General features: G+C 40.0%; 26 protein-coding genes. 1 reads left to right on the top strand and 25 read right to left on the bottom strand.

Features of this window, described 5'->3' with window-relative positions:
• Window positions 1–10: 10 nt before the first annotated feature.
• Window positions 11–958, top strand: a complete 948-nt coding sequence (locus QOL44_RS04395; RefSeq protein WP_134372689.1) for an HlyD family secretion protein — start codon at window positions 11–13, stop codon at window positions 956–958.
• Here QOL44_RS04395 and secY read toward each other — a convergent pair.
• From secY to QOL44_RS04270, 25 genes are all read right to left on the bottom strand, one after another.
• The gene (gene secY / locus QOL44_RS04390) at window positions 948–2,438 is read right to left on the bottom strand and encodes a preprotein translocase subunit SecY (protein ID WP_009061243.1); all 1,491 of its coding nucleotides are present in this window, start codon (window positions 2,436–2,438) and stop codon (window positions 948–950) included. The genes QOL44_RS04395 and secY overlap by 11 nt on opposite strands.
• Before the next feature lie 123 nt (window positions 2,439–2,561).
• The gene (gene rplO, locus QOL44_RS04385; protein WP_009061245.1) at window positions 2,562–3,005 is read right to left on the bottom strand and encodes a 50S ribosomal protein L15; all 444 of its coding nucleotides are present in this window, start codon (window positions 3,003–3,005) and stop codon (window positions 2,562–2,564) included.
• 43 nt (window positions 3,006–3,048) lie between these two features.
• Window positions 3,049–3,687: a 30S ribosomal protein S5 gene (gene rpsE / locus QOL44_RS04380; protein ID WP_009061247.1), complete on the bottom strand. Its 639-nt coding sequence runs from the start codon at window positions 3,685–3,687 to the stop codon at window positions 3,049–3,051.
• 4 nt (window positions 3,688–3,691) lie between these two features.
• Window positions 3,692–4,051, bottom strand: coding sequence for a 50S ribosomal protein L18 (gene rplR, locus QOL44_RS04375; RefSeq protein ID WP_390175864.1), 360 nt, complete (start codon window positions 4,049–4,051; stop codon window positions 3,692–3,694).
• A gap of 9 nt (window positions 4,052–4,060) precedes the next feature.
• On the bottom strand, window positions 4,061–4,600 hold the full coding sequence (gene rplF / locus QOL44_RS04370) for a 50S ribosomal protein L6 (protein ID WP_009061252.1): 540 nt from the start codon (window positions 4,598–4,600) through the stop codon (window positions 4,061–4,063).
• 13 nt (window positions 4,601–4,613) lie between these two features.
• Window positions 4,614–5,000: a 30S ribosomal protein S8 gene (gene rpsH, locus QOL44_RS04365; RefSeq protein ID WP_009061255.1), complete on the bottom strand. Its 387-nt coding sequence runs from the start codon at window positions 4,998–5,000 to the stop codon at window positions 4,614–4,616.
• Window positions 5,001–5,015: 15 nt separating this feature from the next.
• Window positions 5,016–5,201 carry a type Z 30S ribosomal protein S14 gene (locus QOL44_RS04360; protein WP_039721832.1) on the bottom strand — a complete coding sequence of 62 codons (186 nt, stop codon included), beginning with the start codon at window positions 5,199–5,201 and terminating at the stop codon, window positions 5,016–5,018.
• 27 nt (window positions 5,202–5,228) lie between these two features.
• Entirely contained in the window at window positions 5,229–5,810 is a 582-nt protein-coding gene (rplE, locus tag QOL44_RS04355; RefSeq protein WP_009061257.1) for a 50S ribosomal protein L5, read from the bottom strand.
• 64 nt (window positions 5,811–5,874) lie between these two features.
• On the bottom strand, window positions 5,875–6,189 hold the full coding sequence (gene rplX / locus QOL44_RS04350) for a 50S ribosomal protein L24 (protein WP_009061260.1): 315 nt from the start codon (window positions 6,187–6,189) through the stop codon (window positions 5,875–5,877).
• On the bottom strand, window positions 6,186–6,551 hold the full coding sequence (gene rplN, locus QOL44_RS04345) for a 50S ribosomal protein L14 (RefSeq protein ID WP_009061263.1): 366 nt from the start codon (window positions 6,549–6,551) through the stop codon (window positions 6,186–6,188). Before rplN ends, rplX begins: the two co-directional genes overlap by 4 nt.
• A gap of 22 nt (window positions 6,552–6,573) precedes the next feature.
• Complete coding sequence (rpsQ, locus tag QOL44_RS04340; protein ID WP_045086931.1) at window positions 6,574–6,855, bottom strand: 30S ribosomal protein S17; 282 nt, start codon at window positions 6,853–6,855, stop codon at window positions 6,574–6,576.
• A gap of 25 nt (window positions 6,856–6,880) precedes the next feature.
• Window positions 6,881–7,093, bottom strand: coding sequence for a 50S ribosomal protein L29 (gene rpmC, locus QOL44_RS04335; protein ID WP_009061267.1), 213 nt, complete (start codon window positions 7,091–7,093; stop codon window positions 6,881–6,883).
• Entirely contained in the window at window positions 7,090–7,515 is a 426-nt protein-coding gene (rplP, locus tag QOL44_RS04330) for a 50S ribosomal protein L16 (RefSeq protein WP_009061269.1), read from the bottom strand. Before rplP ends, rpmC begins: the two co-directional genes overlap by 4 nt.
• A 22-nt stretch (window positions 7,516–7,537) precedes the next feature.
• Window positions 7,538–8,185, bottom strand: coding sequence for a 30S ribosomal protein S3 (gene rpsC, locus QOL44_RS04325; RefSeq protein ID WP_009061271.1), 648 nt, complete (start codon window positions 8,183–8,185; stop codon window positions 7,538–7,540).
• A 20-nt stretch (window positions 8,186–8,205) separates the two neighbouring features.
• Window positions 8,206–8,544, bottom strand: coding sequence for a 50S ribosomal protein L22 (gene rplV, locus QOL44_RS04320; RefSeq protein ID WP_009061273.1), 339 nt, complete (start codon window positions 8,542–8,544; stop codon window positions 8,206–8,208).
• 9 nt (window positions 8,545–8,553) lie between these two features.
• Window positions 8,554–8,829 (bottom strand): 30S ribosomal protein S19, encoded by a 276-nt coding sequence (rpsS, locus tag QOL44_RS04315; RefSeq protein ID WP_009061276.1) that lies wholly within the window; start codon window positions 8,827–8,829, stop codon window positions 8,554–8,556.
• A gap of 15 nt (window positions 8,830–8,844) precedes the next feature.
• On the bottom strand, window positions 8,845–9,696 hold the full coding sequence (gene rplB, locus QOL44_RS04310; protein WP_009061278.1) for a 50S ribosomal protein L2: 852 nt from the start codon (window positions 9,694–9,696) through the stop codon (window positions 8,845–8,847).
• 11 nt (window positions 9,697–9,707) lie between these two features.
• Window positions 9,708–9,992: a 50S ribosomal protein L23 gene (rplW, locus tag QOL44_RS04305; protein ID WP_009061281.1), complete on the bottom strand. Its 285-nt coding sequence runs from the start codon at window positions 9,990–9,992 to the stop codon at window positions 9,708–9,710.
• On the bottom strand, window positions 9,989–10,645 hold the full coding sequence (rplD, locus tag QOL44_RS04300; protein ID WP_009061283.1) for a 50S ribosomal protein L4: 657 nt from the start codon (window positions 10,643–10,645) through the stop codon (window positions 9,989–9,991). Before rplD ends, rplW begins: the two co-directional genes overlap by 4 nt.
• A gap of 22 nt (window positions 10,646–10,667) precedes the next feature.
• On the bottom strand, window positions 10,668–11,375 hold the full coding sequence (gene rplC / locus QOL44_RS04295) for a 50S ribosomal protein L3 (RefSeq protein ID WP_228343277.1): 708 nt from the start codon (window positions 11,373–11,375) through the stop codon (window positions 10,668–10,670).
• Window positions 11,376–11,423: 48 nt separating this feature from the next.
• On the bottom strand, window positions 11,424–11,729 hold the full coding sequence (gene rpsJ, locus QOL44_RS04290) for a 30S ribosomal protein S10 (RefSeq protein ID WP_009061288.1): 306 nt from the start codon (window positions 11,727–11,729) through the stop codon (window positions 11,424–11,426).
• Window positions 11,730–11,747: 18 nt separating this feature from the next.
• Window positions 11,748–13,919, bottom strand: a complete 2,172-nt coding sequence (gene fusA, locus QOL44_RS04285) for an elongation factor G (protein ID WP_009061290.1) — start codon at window positions 13,917–13,919, stop codon at window positions 11,748–11,750.
• An 80-nt stretch (window positions 13,920–13,999) separates the two neighbouring features.
• Window positions 14,000–14,470 carry a 30S ribosomal protein S7 gene (rpsG, locus tag QOL44_RS04280; RefSeq protein ID WP_009061292.1) on the bottom strand — a complete coding sequence of 157 codons (471 nt, stop codon included), beginning with the start codon at window positions 14,468–14,470 and terminating at the stop codon, window positions 14,000–14,002.
• A gap of 216 nt (window positions 14,471–14,686) precedes the next feature.
• Complete coding sequence (gene rpsL / locus QOL44_RS04275) at window positions 14,687–15,112, bottom strand: 30S ribosomal protein S12 (RefSeq protein WP_009061294.1); 426 nt, start codon at window positions 15,110–15,112, stop codon at window positions 14,687–14,689.
• 206 nt (window positions 15,113–15,318) lie between these two features.
• The gene (locus QOL44_RS04270) at window positions 15,319–16,200 is read right to left on the bottom strand and encodes a diacylglycerol/lipid kinase family protein (RefSeq protein WP_009061297.1); all 882 of its coding nucleotides are present in this window, start codon (window positions 16,198–16,200) and stop codon (window positions 15,319–15,321) included.
• Window positions 16,201–16,293 lie beyond the last annotated feature (93 nt).

Here is a 16,293-nt window from a genome sequence, read left to right as displayed (position 1 = left end):
TTACTTGCTTATGAAATTAACAAAAAAAAATCCATCGTTCATTCTCATGGCCTTCATTCTCTTTGAAGGGCTATTATTCATTTTTTGGAATTATTTCTTGGAGAAAGGGTGTTATCAAAAAACGAAGGATGCGTATATAGCAGCCCATGTTGTTCGCATTGCCTCTAAGGTCTCTGGTTACATTGAAACGCTCCTTGCTCAGGATAATTGGGAGGTAAAAAAAGGCGAACTTTTAGTAAAAATTGATAGTAGAGATTATATGGCCAGAGTAGCTGTGGCCGATGCCATCAGAAAACTTGCTCAAACTGAATGGTTAAGAATCCGCCAACTAAGCGTGATCAATGCTTTAAGTGCTTTCAATTACGATCTAGCTTTAGCCACTAACGTAATGACTCGTTCTATCTTACGACTAGAAAGCCTCTCTCTTGGTTATACCAATATCTATAGCCCAATAGAAGGGAAAATCACAGCCCGAAGTATTGAAGAAGGAGAATATGTAAGTGAGGGCCAGTATCTTTTGTCCATTATTTCTGGAAACCACTACTGGATCATTGGTAATTTTAAGGAGAACCAATTAGAGAACATTCATCCTGGGCAACAAGCCAAAGTCAGAATCGATGCCTATCCTAAGAAATGGTTCAGAGCACGAGTTGATAGTGTGCAAAGAGGGACTAAAGGGGCTTTTAGCCCTTATCCCTTAGAAGATCTTTCCCTTAATTATGTGAAAACTACACAACGAATCCCAGTCAAAATCCTTTTCGATGACAGTCAAAAATTCGATGCTTCTAATATTGGTCCTTGGATGACCGCAACAGTACAGGTAAAAACAAAAGACTGCAAAGCCGTTTATATATTAAGTGTAATATATTCTTTTATAACTCTCGTTGTCTTTATCATCCTTTTTAAGATTATTAAAAAGAATATTTTCAAAAACTCACACCCAACCACTACTTTTTAAACAGAGACACAGTGATTCCAGCAATTACAAGAATACCAATAAAAGTATAAATCCACACCAACGTTCCTTCTTTTGTTACATTTGCCACAACTGGGCTGCCAGCCACTTTCCCAACCTTTTTCTTTCTAAGAAATCCATCATAATTTCTTTGTAGTAAATAGGTTTCTGCTTGCCGCATTGTATCCAATATTACTCCCACAACAATGAGCAAACTGGTACCGCCAAAAAATTGTGCTGTGATAGCCGGAATGCCCAGAAGATTTTGAACTACCATAGGTAAGACAGCTAAAATAGATAAAAAAATAGCTCCTGCTAAGGTCAATCTTGTCATCGAATAGTCAAGAAACTCAGAGGTTGGCGCTCCCGGTCTAATTCCAGGAATAAAGCCACCGTGTTTTTTTAAATCATCAGCAATCTGAACAGGATTAAATTGGGTCGCCACCCAAAAATAAGAAAAGAAGAAAATCAACACCACTGAAAGGGCATAATAGAGGCCTCCAGCAGACAATGAATTAGCAATCCTAGCAGCAACGGCAGAATTGGGGACTACAAATCCGATTATAGTTGAGGGGAATAACAGAATGGCTTGAGCAAAAATGATCGGCATCACTCCTGCATAATTCACTTTCAGAGGCAAAAAAGAAGTCTGTCCGCCATAGACCCTATTTCCTCGTACCTGCTTAGCATAATGAATAGTGATTTTTCGCATAGCCTGAGTCATTGCCACCGTTGCAGCAATGACACCAAACAAAAAGAGGAGAAGGAGGGCGATTAAAAAGGGACTTGATGCGGTGATGCTTGAAGGGGATATCAGTTTCGACCATCCTTGAACAAGTCCCGCAGGCAATCTGGCTAGAATCCCTATGGTGATAATCAAAGAAACCCCATTACCAATTCCTTTGTCGGATATTTGTTCCCCCAACCACATGAGCAACAACGTCCCTGTGGTCAAACTGATCATAGTTATAAGTCTAAAGCTCCAACCCGGTTCTGGAACCAGTGGACTTCCCAGTTTTTCTATTATCCCATGTATCCCATGAAGCAAAGGGATACTTTCTGGATTTTCAAAACCTATGGCAAGTAAATATCCTTGGAAAAGACATAATAGAACGGTTAAAAGCCTGGAATATTGGGTTAATTTCTGCCTACCTCCTTCTTCTCTTGCAAGCTTTCCAAGAGTTGGAACAACTGTAGTCAACAGTTGCATCATAATGCTTGCACTTATATAAGGCATGACGCTTAAAGAAAAAATGGCGCAATTTTCAAGTGCACCCCCACTGAAAAGATTCAGCATCCCCACAACCGAACCCTGAGCTTGTTGGTCAACAACGGTCCGGAAAAATTCTCCTAGAACATTAGGATTGACCCCTGGACAAGGTATAGCTGAACCAAGCCTTATAATTATGATAACTCCCAAAGTAAATAGGATTCTAGATCTTAGTTCAGGAATTTTAAAAATATTGACAAAGGCGTTAAGCATGGACTCTTTTTCTTTTCATCAATATAATTTTAAAGAATTTTACAATTCACACTTTTTTATTCATTTATCCAGAGAACATTCTAGACAATTACTCCAGTTTATAGATAAAAATGGAATAAAAACCTATTGAATCAATTCAATCTTACCGCCTACTTTTTCGATTTTTTCTTTTGCAGAAGTACTCACAGCATGGACTTTAAAAATATAGGCTCTACTGATTTCTCCTTTTCCTAAGATCTTTATCCCGTCGACTCTTCCTTTGACTAATCCCAATTTCCTTAACAAGTTTTCGTCTATTACCTCCTCAGTAATACCCTCAATGGAGCTAAGATTAACAGGTGCATACTGAATATGAAACCGCTTATTATTAAATCCTCTTTTGGGGATTCTCCGGATAAGTGGCATTTGACCGCCTTCAAAACCTATTCGTATCGATCCCCCAGAGCGTGCTTTCTGTCCTTTATGCCCTTTGCCACTAGTTTTGCCATGGCCTGAACTTTCACCACAGCCAACCCTTTTTTTTCTTTTCTTGGCTCCTATTGCAGGCTTGATATCATTAAGCATCATAACTCGTTCCTTATAAAGTCATTCTCATTGTCAGCTTACATTGTTATTTTTTAGAGGAAAGATTTATTTCTTTTCCTCTTCTCTGAAAAACTTCGTCTCGAGATTTCAATTGAGCTAGTGCTTTAAAAGTAGCTTTAGCCACATTGTAGGGATTCTTTGATCCTAACGATTTCGTTAGAACATCCTTGATACCTGCTGCTTCCAATATTGAACGTACCGTAACCCCGGCAATAATCCCAGTACCTGGAGAAGCAGGCTTTAACAACACTCTTCCTCCACTAAATTCTCCTATCACCTCATGCGGAATAGTATCACCGGTTCTCATTATCTGTTCCATGTTTTTTCGTGCATTCTCTGTAGCTTTCTTGACAGCGTCAGTTACTTCATTTGCCTTTCCAAAACCTAATCCAATCTGTCCAGCCCTATCTCCTACAACTACTAAGGCCCCAAAACTATACCGTCTACCACCCTTTACTACCTTTGCACAGCGGTTCACATAGATGACTCTATCCATCAACTCTTCATGGAAAGACTCATCCTGTTTGAGATCTTTTTTTTCAAAATGACGCCGAATCCTTTTTTTAGATCCTTTAGGCTCTAAAGCTCCTTCCTCTTCTTTAGGGATATAGGATGACTTTTCCTCTAAAATTGCAGGTGAGATCGTATTTTCTTTTGAATTCATTCTCTTAAAACTCCAATCCTTTTTCTCTTGCAGAATCAGCTAAGGCTTTAACTTTCCCATGATATAAGAATCCCCCTCGATCAAAAACCACTTTACTTATTTTCTTTTCTTGCGCCCGTATAGCAATAGCTTCTCCCAATTTTATTGCCCCATTGATATTTGGTTTTAGTTCGGAAAATGCTTTTTCTCTAGTCGATGCACTAACAAGTGTTTTTCCTTCTTCATCATTTACTAGTTGGATATAGATATGCTTATTAGAAAAATGAACACTTAATCGCGGTCTTTGCGATGTGCCAAAAACTTTTTTTCTTATTCTCTGATGACGAATCTTTCTTGCTTCCAATCTATTTTTCTTCATAGCCAATTTCTTTTACTATTTTTGAGCGGTCTTCCCCGCTTTTCTTCGGATTTGTTCACCAGCATATCTTATTCCTTTTCCCTTATAGGGCTCCGGAGGATAAAACCCTCGAATATCCGCTGCTACCGCCCCTACTAAACATTTATCAATCCCTTCTACTGTCAACTTTGTATTATCTTGAACTTTTACCGTTACTCCTTCGGGTATTTCATAAACTACAGGATGAGAGAAGCCTAATTGCATCACTAACTTTCTTCCTTCAACCGAAGCTTTAAAGCCAATACCGTTTATTTCCAATTTTTTTTGAAAACCCTCCTGAACTCCTACTAGGGCATTATACAGTAGGGATCTATGCAATCCATGCATCGCCTTCGCCTCGCGACTTTCCGATACATTTTCCACCACTAAAGTATTATCACGCTTATGAACTTTCAAAAAGTCGGGCAATGGATGAGAAAGTTTCCCCTTTTTCCCTTCAAAAGTTACAACATTCTTATCGATAGTTACTTGTAACTCAGCCGGCAATTTGATAGGCATCTTTCCAATTCTTGACATTTTTCCATCCCTCTTAATAAATCGATAACAAAAGTTCTCCCCCCATTCGCATTTTCTTTGCTTTATGACCTGCCATTATTCCTTTCGATGTAGAAAGGACGCAAATTCCTAAGCCTCTTAATATATTGGGAATTTCTTTAAATCCAACATACTGTCGTAATCCAGGTTTACTTATCCTTTTTATTTTGGTTATAAGAGCCGGATCTTTGATAGTTAGCTTCAACACAAATATATTTTTACCACTTGCTATTTTTTCAAATTTTTCTAAATAACCCTCATCCAGCATCACTTTAGCGATCTGCTCTTTAATCCGAGAATAAGGAACAGTTAACTCTCTTTTCTTCGCATATGCAGCATTTTGCAATGCAGAACAGAAATCAGCAATAGGATCCGTTGTCATATTTCCTTTCCCTGTTTACCAACTAGCTTTAATTACCCCAGGAATTTCTCCCCATGACGCTAATTCTCTAAATTGAATCCTGCTAAGCCCAAATTTCCTCATATAAGCCCTCCGCCTCCCTGAGATTTTGCATCGATTATACTTTCTTGTACTAAATTTTGGTTTTCTCTTTTGCTTTGCTATCCACGCTTTGGTAGCCATATTGCCTCCCCTTACTATTAGCCTTCTTTAAGCAGATAAAACGAGCGGTTTATTCTTTTCTCCAATGAACGGAAAACCCATCGCCGAAAGAAGATCGATTGCCTCTTTCTTTGTCTTCGCAGTGGTGACAATCGTCAGGTCAAATCCTAGATTCCTCTTAATGTTTTCAATATCTACTTCAGGAAAAATTGTGTGATCTTTAATCCCTATTGTATAATTACCCTGAGAATCAAAGGAACGAGTAGGAAGACCCCTAAAATCCCTGACTCTGGGTAAAGCCGCCCAGACAAATCTTTCCAAAAACTCGTACATTCTCGCTCCTCTCAATGTTACCATACAGCCAATCTCTTGACCTTTTCTTAATTTAAAATTGGAAATACTTTTTTTCGCTCTCGTCTTTACTGGCTGCTGTCCTGTTATTAATGCAAGTTCCTTAACTGCTTCCTCTAAGGCTACTTTTATATCCCCTGAGGAACCCACACAACAATTAATGGTGATTTTTACTATTTTTGGCACCTCATGGATATTCTTATAGTTATTTAAAGAAATCAAATGAGGAACCACTATTTCCTTGTACGCTTTCCAAAAGGTGGGCATATCACTTTTCATTTTCTCTCAGTACTTCCTTTATATTAGCCATCATGCCATCAAACCCTTTTGCAAGGGTTATCTTTCATGCTTCAGTTGTTGAAGCGCTCTTCTTTTTTTTCTGTCTTTCTTCCCATCTCGAAAAAATCATAACGTTTGAAATTGAAATGGGCGCTTCTTTTTCAATAATACCTCCTTGTGGATTCTCTTGGGTAGGCCGCACGGCTTTTTTCATCATCCTAATTCCTTCCACTATGACTTTACTTTTTTCCCTGAGAACCTGCAAGACTTTCCCCTTTTTGCCACGCTCACTGCCCGATATAACGATAACCTCATCTCCCCGTTTTACAGGAAATTTTTTTAATGGAACAATACACTTTTTTTGTCCCCTTTTCTTCATACTACCTCCGGCGCAAGGGAAAGAATCTTTATAAAATTCTTTTCGCGCAATTCCCGAGCTACAGGACCAAATATTCGAGTTCCTTTAGGATTAGATTCTTTATCGATGATGACGATAGCATTATTATCAAATTTAAGATACGAACCATCACTTCTCCTAATCGGGCTTTTAGTCCGTACTACCACTGCTCTTACAACCTCTCCCTTTTTTACCGATCCATTAGGAATGGCATCTTTCACCGAAGCAGTAATAATATCCCCCACTCTTGCAATCAATGTTTTTCTACCAACAACTCCGATCATGGTCGCTTTTTTTGCTCCTGTGTTATCAGCAACCTCTAACCAGCTACGTATCTGAAGCATTTCTACACCCCCTTCCCATTTACTATGATTTTAAAACCTCTACAACTTTCCATCTCTTCAAGCGACTCAGTGGGCGACACTCTTGAATTCGAACTTTATCTCCTTCTTTAGCAATCCCCTCTTCATCATGTGCATAAAACTTTTTTCGCACCAAAACAACCTTTTTATATAAAGGGTGGGACTTATGTCTAGATACAAGGACTACAGCAGTTTTCGCCATTTTCGTCGATACCACCGTGCCGATCTTCTCCTTCGGTTTTCTTTTAGATACAACTTTCTCATTGGCAACAGTTTTGAGTTCCATGTTGTCTTCCATCTTAATCCCCCTTTTACTTACCTTCTTCTGCAAACTTCTGCTTAGATACCGTTTTAATCCGTGCTATCATCTTTTTTAATTCCTTGATGCGTGATGGCTTTTCCAGCTGAGCCGTTGATTTTTGCATTCGCAACCGAAAAAGTTCCTCTCGGCATTCCTGTTCTTTAACTAAAAGCTCCTGCTTTCCTAGCGATCTTAATTCAGTGAGCAGATTTTTGCTTTTCATACTTTAATCAACCTCTCCCTAGTTATAAAACGGGTATGAATAGGAAGCTTTGCGGCAGCAAGCCTCATAGCCTCCTTAGCCACTGATTCTGGTAGTCCATCTAGTTCAAAAAGTACTCTACCCGGTAGGACCACAGCTACCCAAAAAGCGGGTTGGCCTTTACCTTTACCCATACGAGTTTCCGGAGGTCGCGCCGTTACAGATTTATCAGGAAAAATTCTAATCCATAACCTACCTTTCCTTTTTACATTACGCATGATAGCAACACGAGCTGCTTCTATTTGGGTGTTGGTGATCCAGGCTCTCTCCAGAGCCTGCATTCCATAAGATCCAAAAGCCAATTCAGTACCTCGCGTCGCATTCCCTTTTCGGCTACCACGCTGACTTTTCCTATATTTTACTCTTCGAGGCAATAGAGGCATATAAACATCTCCTGCTAAACTATTAAACGACCGCCGTCGCTATGTCTTCCTTTCTACAAATCCATACTTTAACCCCAATCTTGCCAGCCACCGTCAGAGCTTCTGCAAACCCATAATCAATATCTGCTCTGAGAGAATGAAGTGGCACTTTGCCTTCATGATAACGCTCAGCCCTAGCAATCTCAGCTCCCCCTAACCTTCCTGCACATCTTACCTTAATCCCCATTGCTCCAGCATCCATAGTCAGTTGTATAGCCCTTTTGATTGCCCTTCGATAAGCCACTCTTCTTTCAATCTGAAGGGCAATATTTTCAGCTATTAGCTGGGCTTCAAGTTCTGGATGCTTAACTTCTTTAACATCAATTAAAACTTCTCTTCCTTTTTCAACAATATCAGCAATCTCCTCTTTGATCTTATCAAGTTCAGCCGCTTTTCTCCCAATGACTAACCCTGGCCTAGCTGTATGAATATTGATCCGAACACGGTTTCCAGCTCTTTCTATAACAATCCTCGATACAGCAGCTGATTCCAACCGTTTTTTAATAAATTTCCTAATCTGATAGTCTTCCCAAATAAACCTAGGAAAAGTTTTTTTATCAGCGTACCATATCGATCGCCATTGTCTGTTGACTGGCAGCCTAAATAGAATCGGATTTACTTTTTGCCCCATACGAATACCTTATTTCCTTCTTATTTTTCTTTTTCTTCCAAAATCACCTTAATATGACTCGTCCGCTTCCTTATAATCCCAGCACTTCCCCGAGCCTTAGGTTGATACCGTCGAAAGGTTGGGCCTTCATCCACAAAGACCCCTTTTACATAAAGATCTTGGACCCTCATATTGTGATTATTTTCCGCATTGGCAATTGCCGAGCCAAGCGTTTTTCGTATAATCCGAGCCGCTTTTTTAGGATAGAATGCCAGCAGATTGAACGCCTCTTTAGCATCCATCCCCTTTATGGAACGTGCAACATCCCTAGATTTAAACGCTGAAATCCTAGCCATTTTATATACCGCTCGAACTTCCATATGAATCTCCTATTTCACCGAAGCCTTTTCTGTATGTGCACCATGTTTTCTGAAGGTGCGAGTCGGAGCAAATTCACCTAACTTATGACCAACCATATTCTCTGTCACATAGACAGATTGAAAGGTCTTTCCATTATGCACTAAAAAGGTATGCCCCACAAAATCAGGTATAATCATCGATCGCCTTGACCATGTTTTAATAGGCTTTTTTGCCCCTTTTAATTTTTCAATTTTTTCTAGTAAATGAGCATCTACAAAAGGACCCTTTTTGAGACTTCTACCCATATTAGCTCCCTCCCTTTACTTTTTCTTCTTTTTCTTAGGACGTCTTTCCACAATAAACCTAGTAGAATTTTTCCTTTTTTTTCTCGTCTTTTTGCCTTTGGCTGGCTTCCCCCATGGAGATTCCAACTGCTGCCATCCTCCCCCTCCTTTACTTTTTCCTTGTCCCCCTCCATTAGGATGATCTACCGGATTCATGGCAACTCCCCTGACTCGAGGCCTCCAGCCAAGCCATCTTGTTCTACCGGCTTTTCCAAGAGATTTGTTGAAGTGATCCGGGTTGCTGACTTGGCCAATCGTTGCATAGCATTCAGACAAAATTTTTCTCACTTCGCCAGAAGGCAACTTCACAATGGCATATTCTTTATCTAAGCCCATCATTTGAGCACTGCTTCCAGCAGAGCGAACGAGCTGTCCTCCTTTTCCAGGTACCAACTCTATATTGTATATCGGAAGGCCCGAAGGAATGTTCTTTAATGGCAAAGCATTTCCAACTTCTGGAGGAGCCTCTGGGCCACTAATCACCCGACTACCCACTTTCAATTCCTGCGGAGCAATTATATATCTTTTTTCTTGATCCTCATACTTTAGTAAAGCAATTCGAGCCGTTCGTATGGGGTCATATTCTATACTCTCTACTATAGCTGGTACTCCAAACTTGTTCCTTTTAAAATCAATAATCCGATAACGTTGTTTATGCCCCCCCCCTCTATGACGAGCCGTAATCCTTCCATAGTTATTTCTTCCCCCCTTCTTTTTGTACGGTTCTGTTAAAGACCATTCGGGCTCCCAATTGGTAATGTCTGAAAAATCATCCAACGCTACAAACCGCAATGTTGGTGTCAAAGGTCGAAAATTTTTTATTCCCATACTCTTTCCTTTCAAACTGTAATATCTATTTTTTCACCAGGATATAACTGGACGATTGCCCTTTTAATCCTTGGCGTCTTGCCCGGCCTGCCTATTCTATTCCATTTTGTCTTTGACTGGACGGTATATAAATTAACTTTAAGAACTTTTTTCCCAAAAGCCTTTTCCACCGATTTCTTAACATCAATTTTGGTCGCCCTTGGATCGACATCAAAAATATATTTGTTTTGTTCACGAAGCATCGTAGCTTTTTCAGTCACTCTAGCTTGTCGGAGGATAGAAAACGGATCATTCATTGATTGCCTCCATTATGGTTATTGGCTATAGCATCGCCAGTTTGATGATGCTTTTTAATTCTTTCAACAAGGATATTAATGGCTTCTTTTTCAATAAAAATTTTCTTAAAGCTCATCAAGTCCAAGGCATTCACATCCCAAGCCGTAACTATGTCTAAATGGGGAATATTTCTTCCAGAAAGTAAGACATTTCTATTGGGAGATTTTAAAATCAACAAACAACTCTCTTTACCATCCCATCCATCCAGTAATGAAAATATATGTTTTGTTTTAATCGTAGCAAGGTTCGCATGGTCTATGCATAGGACAGATTCATTATTTATTTTTGCAGCCAAAGCTTTGATTAAGGCTAATTGTTTAATCTTTTTGGGAATTTTTTTAGAAAAATCTCTTGGCTGTGGCCCAAAAACCACCCCTCCTCCTACCCATATGGGTGAAGAAACATATCCAGCTCTAGCTCTACCTGTTCCCTTTTGCCTCCATGGTTTTCTACCAGAAGCTTTAACGGTTGCCTTCGTTTTTGTCGCTCGAGTGCCACTCCGGATATTCGCAAGATATCCACATAGGGCATCATGCAACACCTGATCCCTTTCTTTAACCTGAGGAAAAACCAATCCATACTGTTCTGCTTTTTCTCTACTTAGCAATTCCATAACGAAACCTTTGGTTATCAACTTACTTGTTGTTCGATGCTTGCCCTTTTATAGCTTTTCGAACAATGACTACATCCCCCCTAGCCCCAGGGATGCTCCCTGTCACCAGAAGCGCATTGTCTTCAGGAAGAATTTTAAAAAGATCCAAATTCTGTATAGTTACCCGTTTTCTTCCCATATGTCCTGGCATACCTTGATTTTTAAATACTCTTCCTGGGAATGATCTCTCCCCAATAGCCCCATTTCTCCTATGGGTTTTGGATCCATGAGAGGCAGGTTGACCTGCAAATCCATGTTTTCTTATTACTCCCTGAAATCCCTTCCCTTTAGTAATTCCAATAACGTCTACTTTTTCACCTTCTTCAAAATCACTTACAGAGAGTGTTTGCCCAGGCTGCCACTGTTTTTCTGACTCAAATACAAATTCTTTCAAAAACCTCCGAGGGCTGATCCCACTTTTCTTATAATGTCCCAAAAGAGGTTTGCTTACCTTTCTCTCTGCTAGCTCTTCAAAACCCACTTGCAAGCGTACCGTATTACCCTCTTTATTAAATCGTACCACCACGTTTGGTTCTACAACCAGAACCGTCAGAGGACATAATCTACCTTTAGAATCAAACAGTTGGGTCATTCCCACTTTCCTCGCCATTACCCCAAATCCATCGATGCTCATAGTAATCCGTTTTGTTTTTTTTCCTCTCTCTCCTCTATAACTTGAAAACTCTGGCAAACTCTTCCCTCAATGCAAAGCTCTAATACCTCTTTCCTTTATTCCACATTAAATCCTAATGCTAATATCAACACCTGCAGGTAAATTTAATTTTTTTAATTCATCTACCGTCTTAGAGGTTGGTTCTTTGATGTCAATAAGCCGCTTATGAGTTCTAATTTCAAAAAGATCCATGCTCTTCTTATCAACATGTGGTGACCGATTCACAGTCCACCGTTCTATTTTCGTAGGCAAAGGAATTGGACCTGATACTGCAGAACCCGTTCTTCGAGCGGTTTCTGCAATTTCAGAAGCTGCCCTATCCAACAGACGATAATCGAAAGATTTTAAACGAATCCTAATTTTGTTAGCCATTTGTCATCCCCCCTTTTCCTATTTTTTCTTTTGATCCAATAGTGCATTATAAATATGAATGGGGACTTCTTCAAAATGAGAAGGCTCCATCGAATAGGCTGCCCGCCCCTTAGACATCGAGCGGATATCATTGACATATCCAAACATTTCTGCCAGAGGCACCTCTGCATTAATAATAGAAGTATTCCCTTTGGTTTCAACATTGAGAATCTTGCCCCTTCTTCGAGTTAAATCCCCAAGGATATCGCCTTGGAATTCAGAAGGTGTAGACACTTCCACTTTCATGATAGGCTCAAGCAAATAGGAATCGGCTTTTTTAAGGGCATCTTTAACGGCAAATATAGCAGCCATTTTAAAAGCCAATTCACTCGAATCCACTTCATGGTAACTTCCATCGATAATTGTTATTTTAAGATCTATTACGGGACTACCATAGAGAATACCTGCGCTTAATGCTTCTTGAATTCCTTTAAAACAGGCCGGAATATACTCTTTGGGGATAGTGCCTCCAACAATTTTGCTTTCCCATTCCACTCCTTTGCCCCGCTCCAGAGGTACCATCTCCAGAATCACATGTCCGTACTGGCCACGGCCACCACTTTGCTTAATCAATTTTCCTTCACCTACGGCATGTTTTCGAATCGTTTCTCTATAAGCAATCTGAGGAGCTCCCGCATTGACACTGACTCCAAACTCCCTCCTTAGCCTATCGGTAATAATATCGAGATGAAGCTCCCCCATTCCCGATATAATAGTCTGGCCAGTTTCAGTATCTGTATGAACTCGAAAAGTGGGGTCCTCTTCCATTAACCGTTGCAAAGAATGAGAAAGTTTTTCCCTATCTGATTGAGCTTTAGGCTCTACAGCCATAGATATGACAGGTTCAGGAAAGACAGGAGGCTCCAAAGACACTTCAAAGCCTTCTGCAGCAAGCGTGTCCCCAGTAGCCACTTCTTTAATTCCAACAAGAGCTGCAATATCCCCAGAATAGACCACTTCAATATCTTTTCTTTCGTTAGCTTGTATTTGAACTATTCTACTGATTCTTTCCCTTTTTCCGGTCCGGACATTATAAACGCTGTCTCCTTTTCTCAAAATCCCAGAATAAACCCTAAAAAACACTAGCTTGCCTACATAAGGATCAGACCATATTTTAAAGACAAGGGCACAAAATTTAGATGTATCACTTACAATGACTTCTACTGGAGCATGGGTATAAGGATGCTGACCTTTTGGGGGATCAATATCTAAAGGACTTGGTAAATAATCAATAACGGCATTGATCAAAGATTGTACACCTTTATTACGAAAAGCGGAGCCTCCTACGACAGGTACAAACTCATTTTTAACGACTAGTCTGCGAATAGCCTGTTTTATCTCAAGGGGAGTTGGTTCCTTTTCTTCTAGAAAGAGCTCAGCAATTGCTTCGTCTCGATCCGCTAAGGCAGCAATAAGTTTAGCCTTAGCCTCACGTGCAACAGCTTGATACTCTTCGGGAATATCCGTTATCACATAGGTGGAACCAAGTCTGTCATTATCCGTATACACTATAGCTTTTTGACAGATGACATCTATCTGACCTCGGAGTTGATCTTCCTTTCCCAAAGGAAGAAGCACTGGCCAAGCATAACCATCAAGCTTTGTCCGAATCTCTTCGACGACTTTATCAAAATCGGCCCCTATCCGATCCATTTTATTAACAAAAGCAATTCGAGGTACTTTGTACCGATTAGCCTGTCTCCAGACCGTTTCGGATTGCGGCTGTACTCCTGCCACTCCACAGAATACCACAATCACTCCATCTAGCACTCGCAAAGATCTCTCCACTTCTGCAGTAAAATCGACATGTCCCGGCGTATCAATTATGTTAATTCTAAATTTTTCGCCTTCGAACAATTTTACTAAGCCTTGCTCTTTTTTCTCAGGCCAGAAACAAGAAATGGCTGCAGCCGTAATAGTAATCCCCCGTTCTCTTTCCTGCTCCATCCAGTCAGTCACTGTTGTTCCCTCGTGAACCTCTCCCATCTTATGAATCATCCCGGTATAAAAAAGAATCCTTTCGGTCAGTGTCGTCTTTCCCGCATCGATATGGGCTGCAATCCCTATATTTCTCGTTCTTTCCAGAGGGAAAGTTCGATGAGGAGAATTCACTGCTGGGCTTTTTACAGTTTGTAGTAACTCGCTACTCATAAAAAAAATCCTCTACCTTTTATTTTTAAGCTATTGCTTCCAAATGCGATATTCAACCATACATCAAAAAATCTATTCTTTTAAAAACGAAGATGAGCAAAAGCTCTATTTGCCTGCGCCATTTTATGGACTTCATCCCTTTTCTTAATCGAGCTTCCCTGACCATTAGCCGCATCCATCAGCTCCAAAAACAACGCTTTGGACATAGGAACTCCCTTTCTAGAATTGGCATATCGCACAATCCATCGCAATGCCAGAGAGACTTGGCGATGAGGGTTGACCTCAACTGGCACTTGATAGGTTGCTCCACCCACCCTTCTGGACTTCACTTCCAGTTTTGGTTTTACATTGTCCACCGCTTTTCTAACAATCTCAACCGGATCTCCTTCCTTGTTGTCTTGATTCAATGCCTCAATAGCATCGTAAACGATTCTTCTGGCCACACTTTTTTTTCCTTTTCTCATCACAGTATTGACCAGCTTTGTAATAAGTTCAGAACCATATTTCGGATCCGGCTCTAGTTCCCTTCTCTCAGCTCTTCTTCTTCTCATAAAACATTCCAAACCTAATCACCGACTTGCCTTTTTAGTAAAAAAAATCCACTTCACAATAAAACATTTAAAAACGATGCATCTATGACAAAGGAGCATCGATAAAGACTAATGGACTCTTTCTATAGTCCCTTCTAAACCCTTTTCAAAACATAATATATATTTTCTCTAACCCATGTAAATTCGATAATTTTTCTTCCAGATTGAATGCTCTGGTTATTTGGTTTTAGCCGCAGGTTTTGCGCCAGCCTTAGGCCTTTTAACTCCATACTTACTTCGTGATACATTCCTACTCATTTTGTTTGTATTGCTTGGACCAACAGCTCCAGAAGCATCCAATGTGCCCCGAATAATATGATAGCGTACACCTGGTAAATCCTTTACCCTTCCACCTCGAACAAGAACAATAGAATGTTCCTGCAAATTATGTCCTTCTCCTGGAATATAGGCTATAATTTCCTTGCCATTGGTTAATCTTACTTTTGCAACTTTTCTTAAAGCGGAATTTGGCTTTTTGGGGGTTCTAGTCATCACCTGAACACAGACGCCTCTTTTCTGTGGACAACTGTCCAAAGCCGGTGCTTTGGTTTTTCTTTTTAAAGCTTCTCTACCTTTTCGTACAAGTTGATTGATCGTAGGCATACACTTACCCAATCCTGCTTTTTTTAAATAAAGCTAGTTCTTCTTTACTCTCAATATTTTTATTATTCCAATGGAGCCTTCCTAAAGGCTTGCCACTCATTGTCCCTCAAGCCCTACTCCGAAGAGAATATCCCGACAACACAACCGGGAACTTATAAAAATGGAAAAAATAGAAAAAAAATCAAGTTTTTTATTTCAAAAAACCTTCAACATGTTGCCTTCTCAGTTGGAGGAACAATCACTTTTAACTTCTGTTGGTCGCAGCTGAAACTTACTGGAGTATACCCATAAAAATCTCCATCGAGCTCAACAGGAATTTCTTCTGGAGAGCTCACCTGGAATTGCTTCGACTGAAAGTGAATGACTTCGCAGTCCGTAGGCATTTTGTTGAAAAAACTTTTGAAAAGGCATTTTAACAATATGGTTGAACTCACACGCGAAAATAGGCAACCATCAAGAATTCCGTCATCCTGTTGAGCCTTAGGGAACACTGAGAATGGTCCCCCATAATATTTACCATTACCAACCAAAAGAAAAGAACCGAAAAATCGTTTGCCTTCTTTTAATTTTACTTCTATTAAGGGTTGAGGTTCTTTCAATAGTTTTGTAACGCTAAAAACATAGCTCAGAGGACCAAAAGTCTTTCTTATATCTTTATGAGTGACTTGCAACACCTTAGCATCTAATCCTACTCCTGCAAGCTGTACGAAAAGATGGTCGTTGGCTTTGGGTAAATCTATTATTTTTACCTTTCCTTCTAATATAATTGTCCAAGCTTTTTCTATCGATCTAGGCAAGCCAAGTTCCATTGCAAAAACATTGATCGTTCCTAATGGAATGATACCTAGTGTCACCTCTCTGCCATTAAAACCATTAACCACCTCATTGATCGTTCCATCCCCACCTGCAGCAACAATCAGGTCATATCCTTGCTCAATAGCCCATTCGGTTTTAGCTTCTGCATCTCCTGGATATTGGCTAATCTTAATCGGGACTTCCCCTACAACGCTATGAAGTTTAGTAAGGAGATATTTAGCTTTTTCTCCTCTAGCCGCCGGATTGAAAATAATACAAATCTTATTCTGCACTAGCCTTTACCTCAAATACATATACACTATTTCTTTGTGCGCGTTATTCTGAAGCTCGTCGAATTTTTTATCTTACTTCTGGCCACATTGCTA

This window comes from Candidatus Methylacidiphilum fumarolicum (assembly GCF_949774925.1).
Taxonomy (GTDB): domain Bacteria; phylum Verrucomicrobiota; class Verrucomicrobiia; order Methylacidiphilales; family Methylacidiphilaceae; genus Methylacidiphilum; species Methylacidiphilum fumarolicum.
This window is presented reverse-complemented; position numbering and strand designations above follow the sequence as displayed.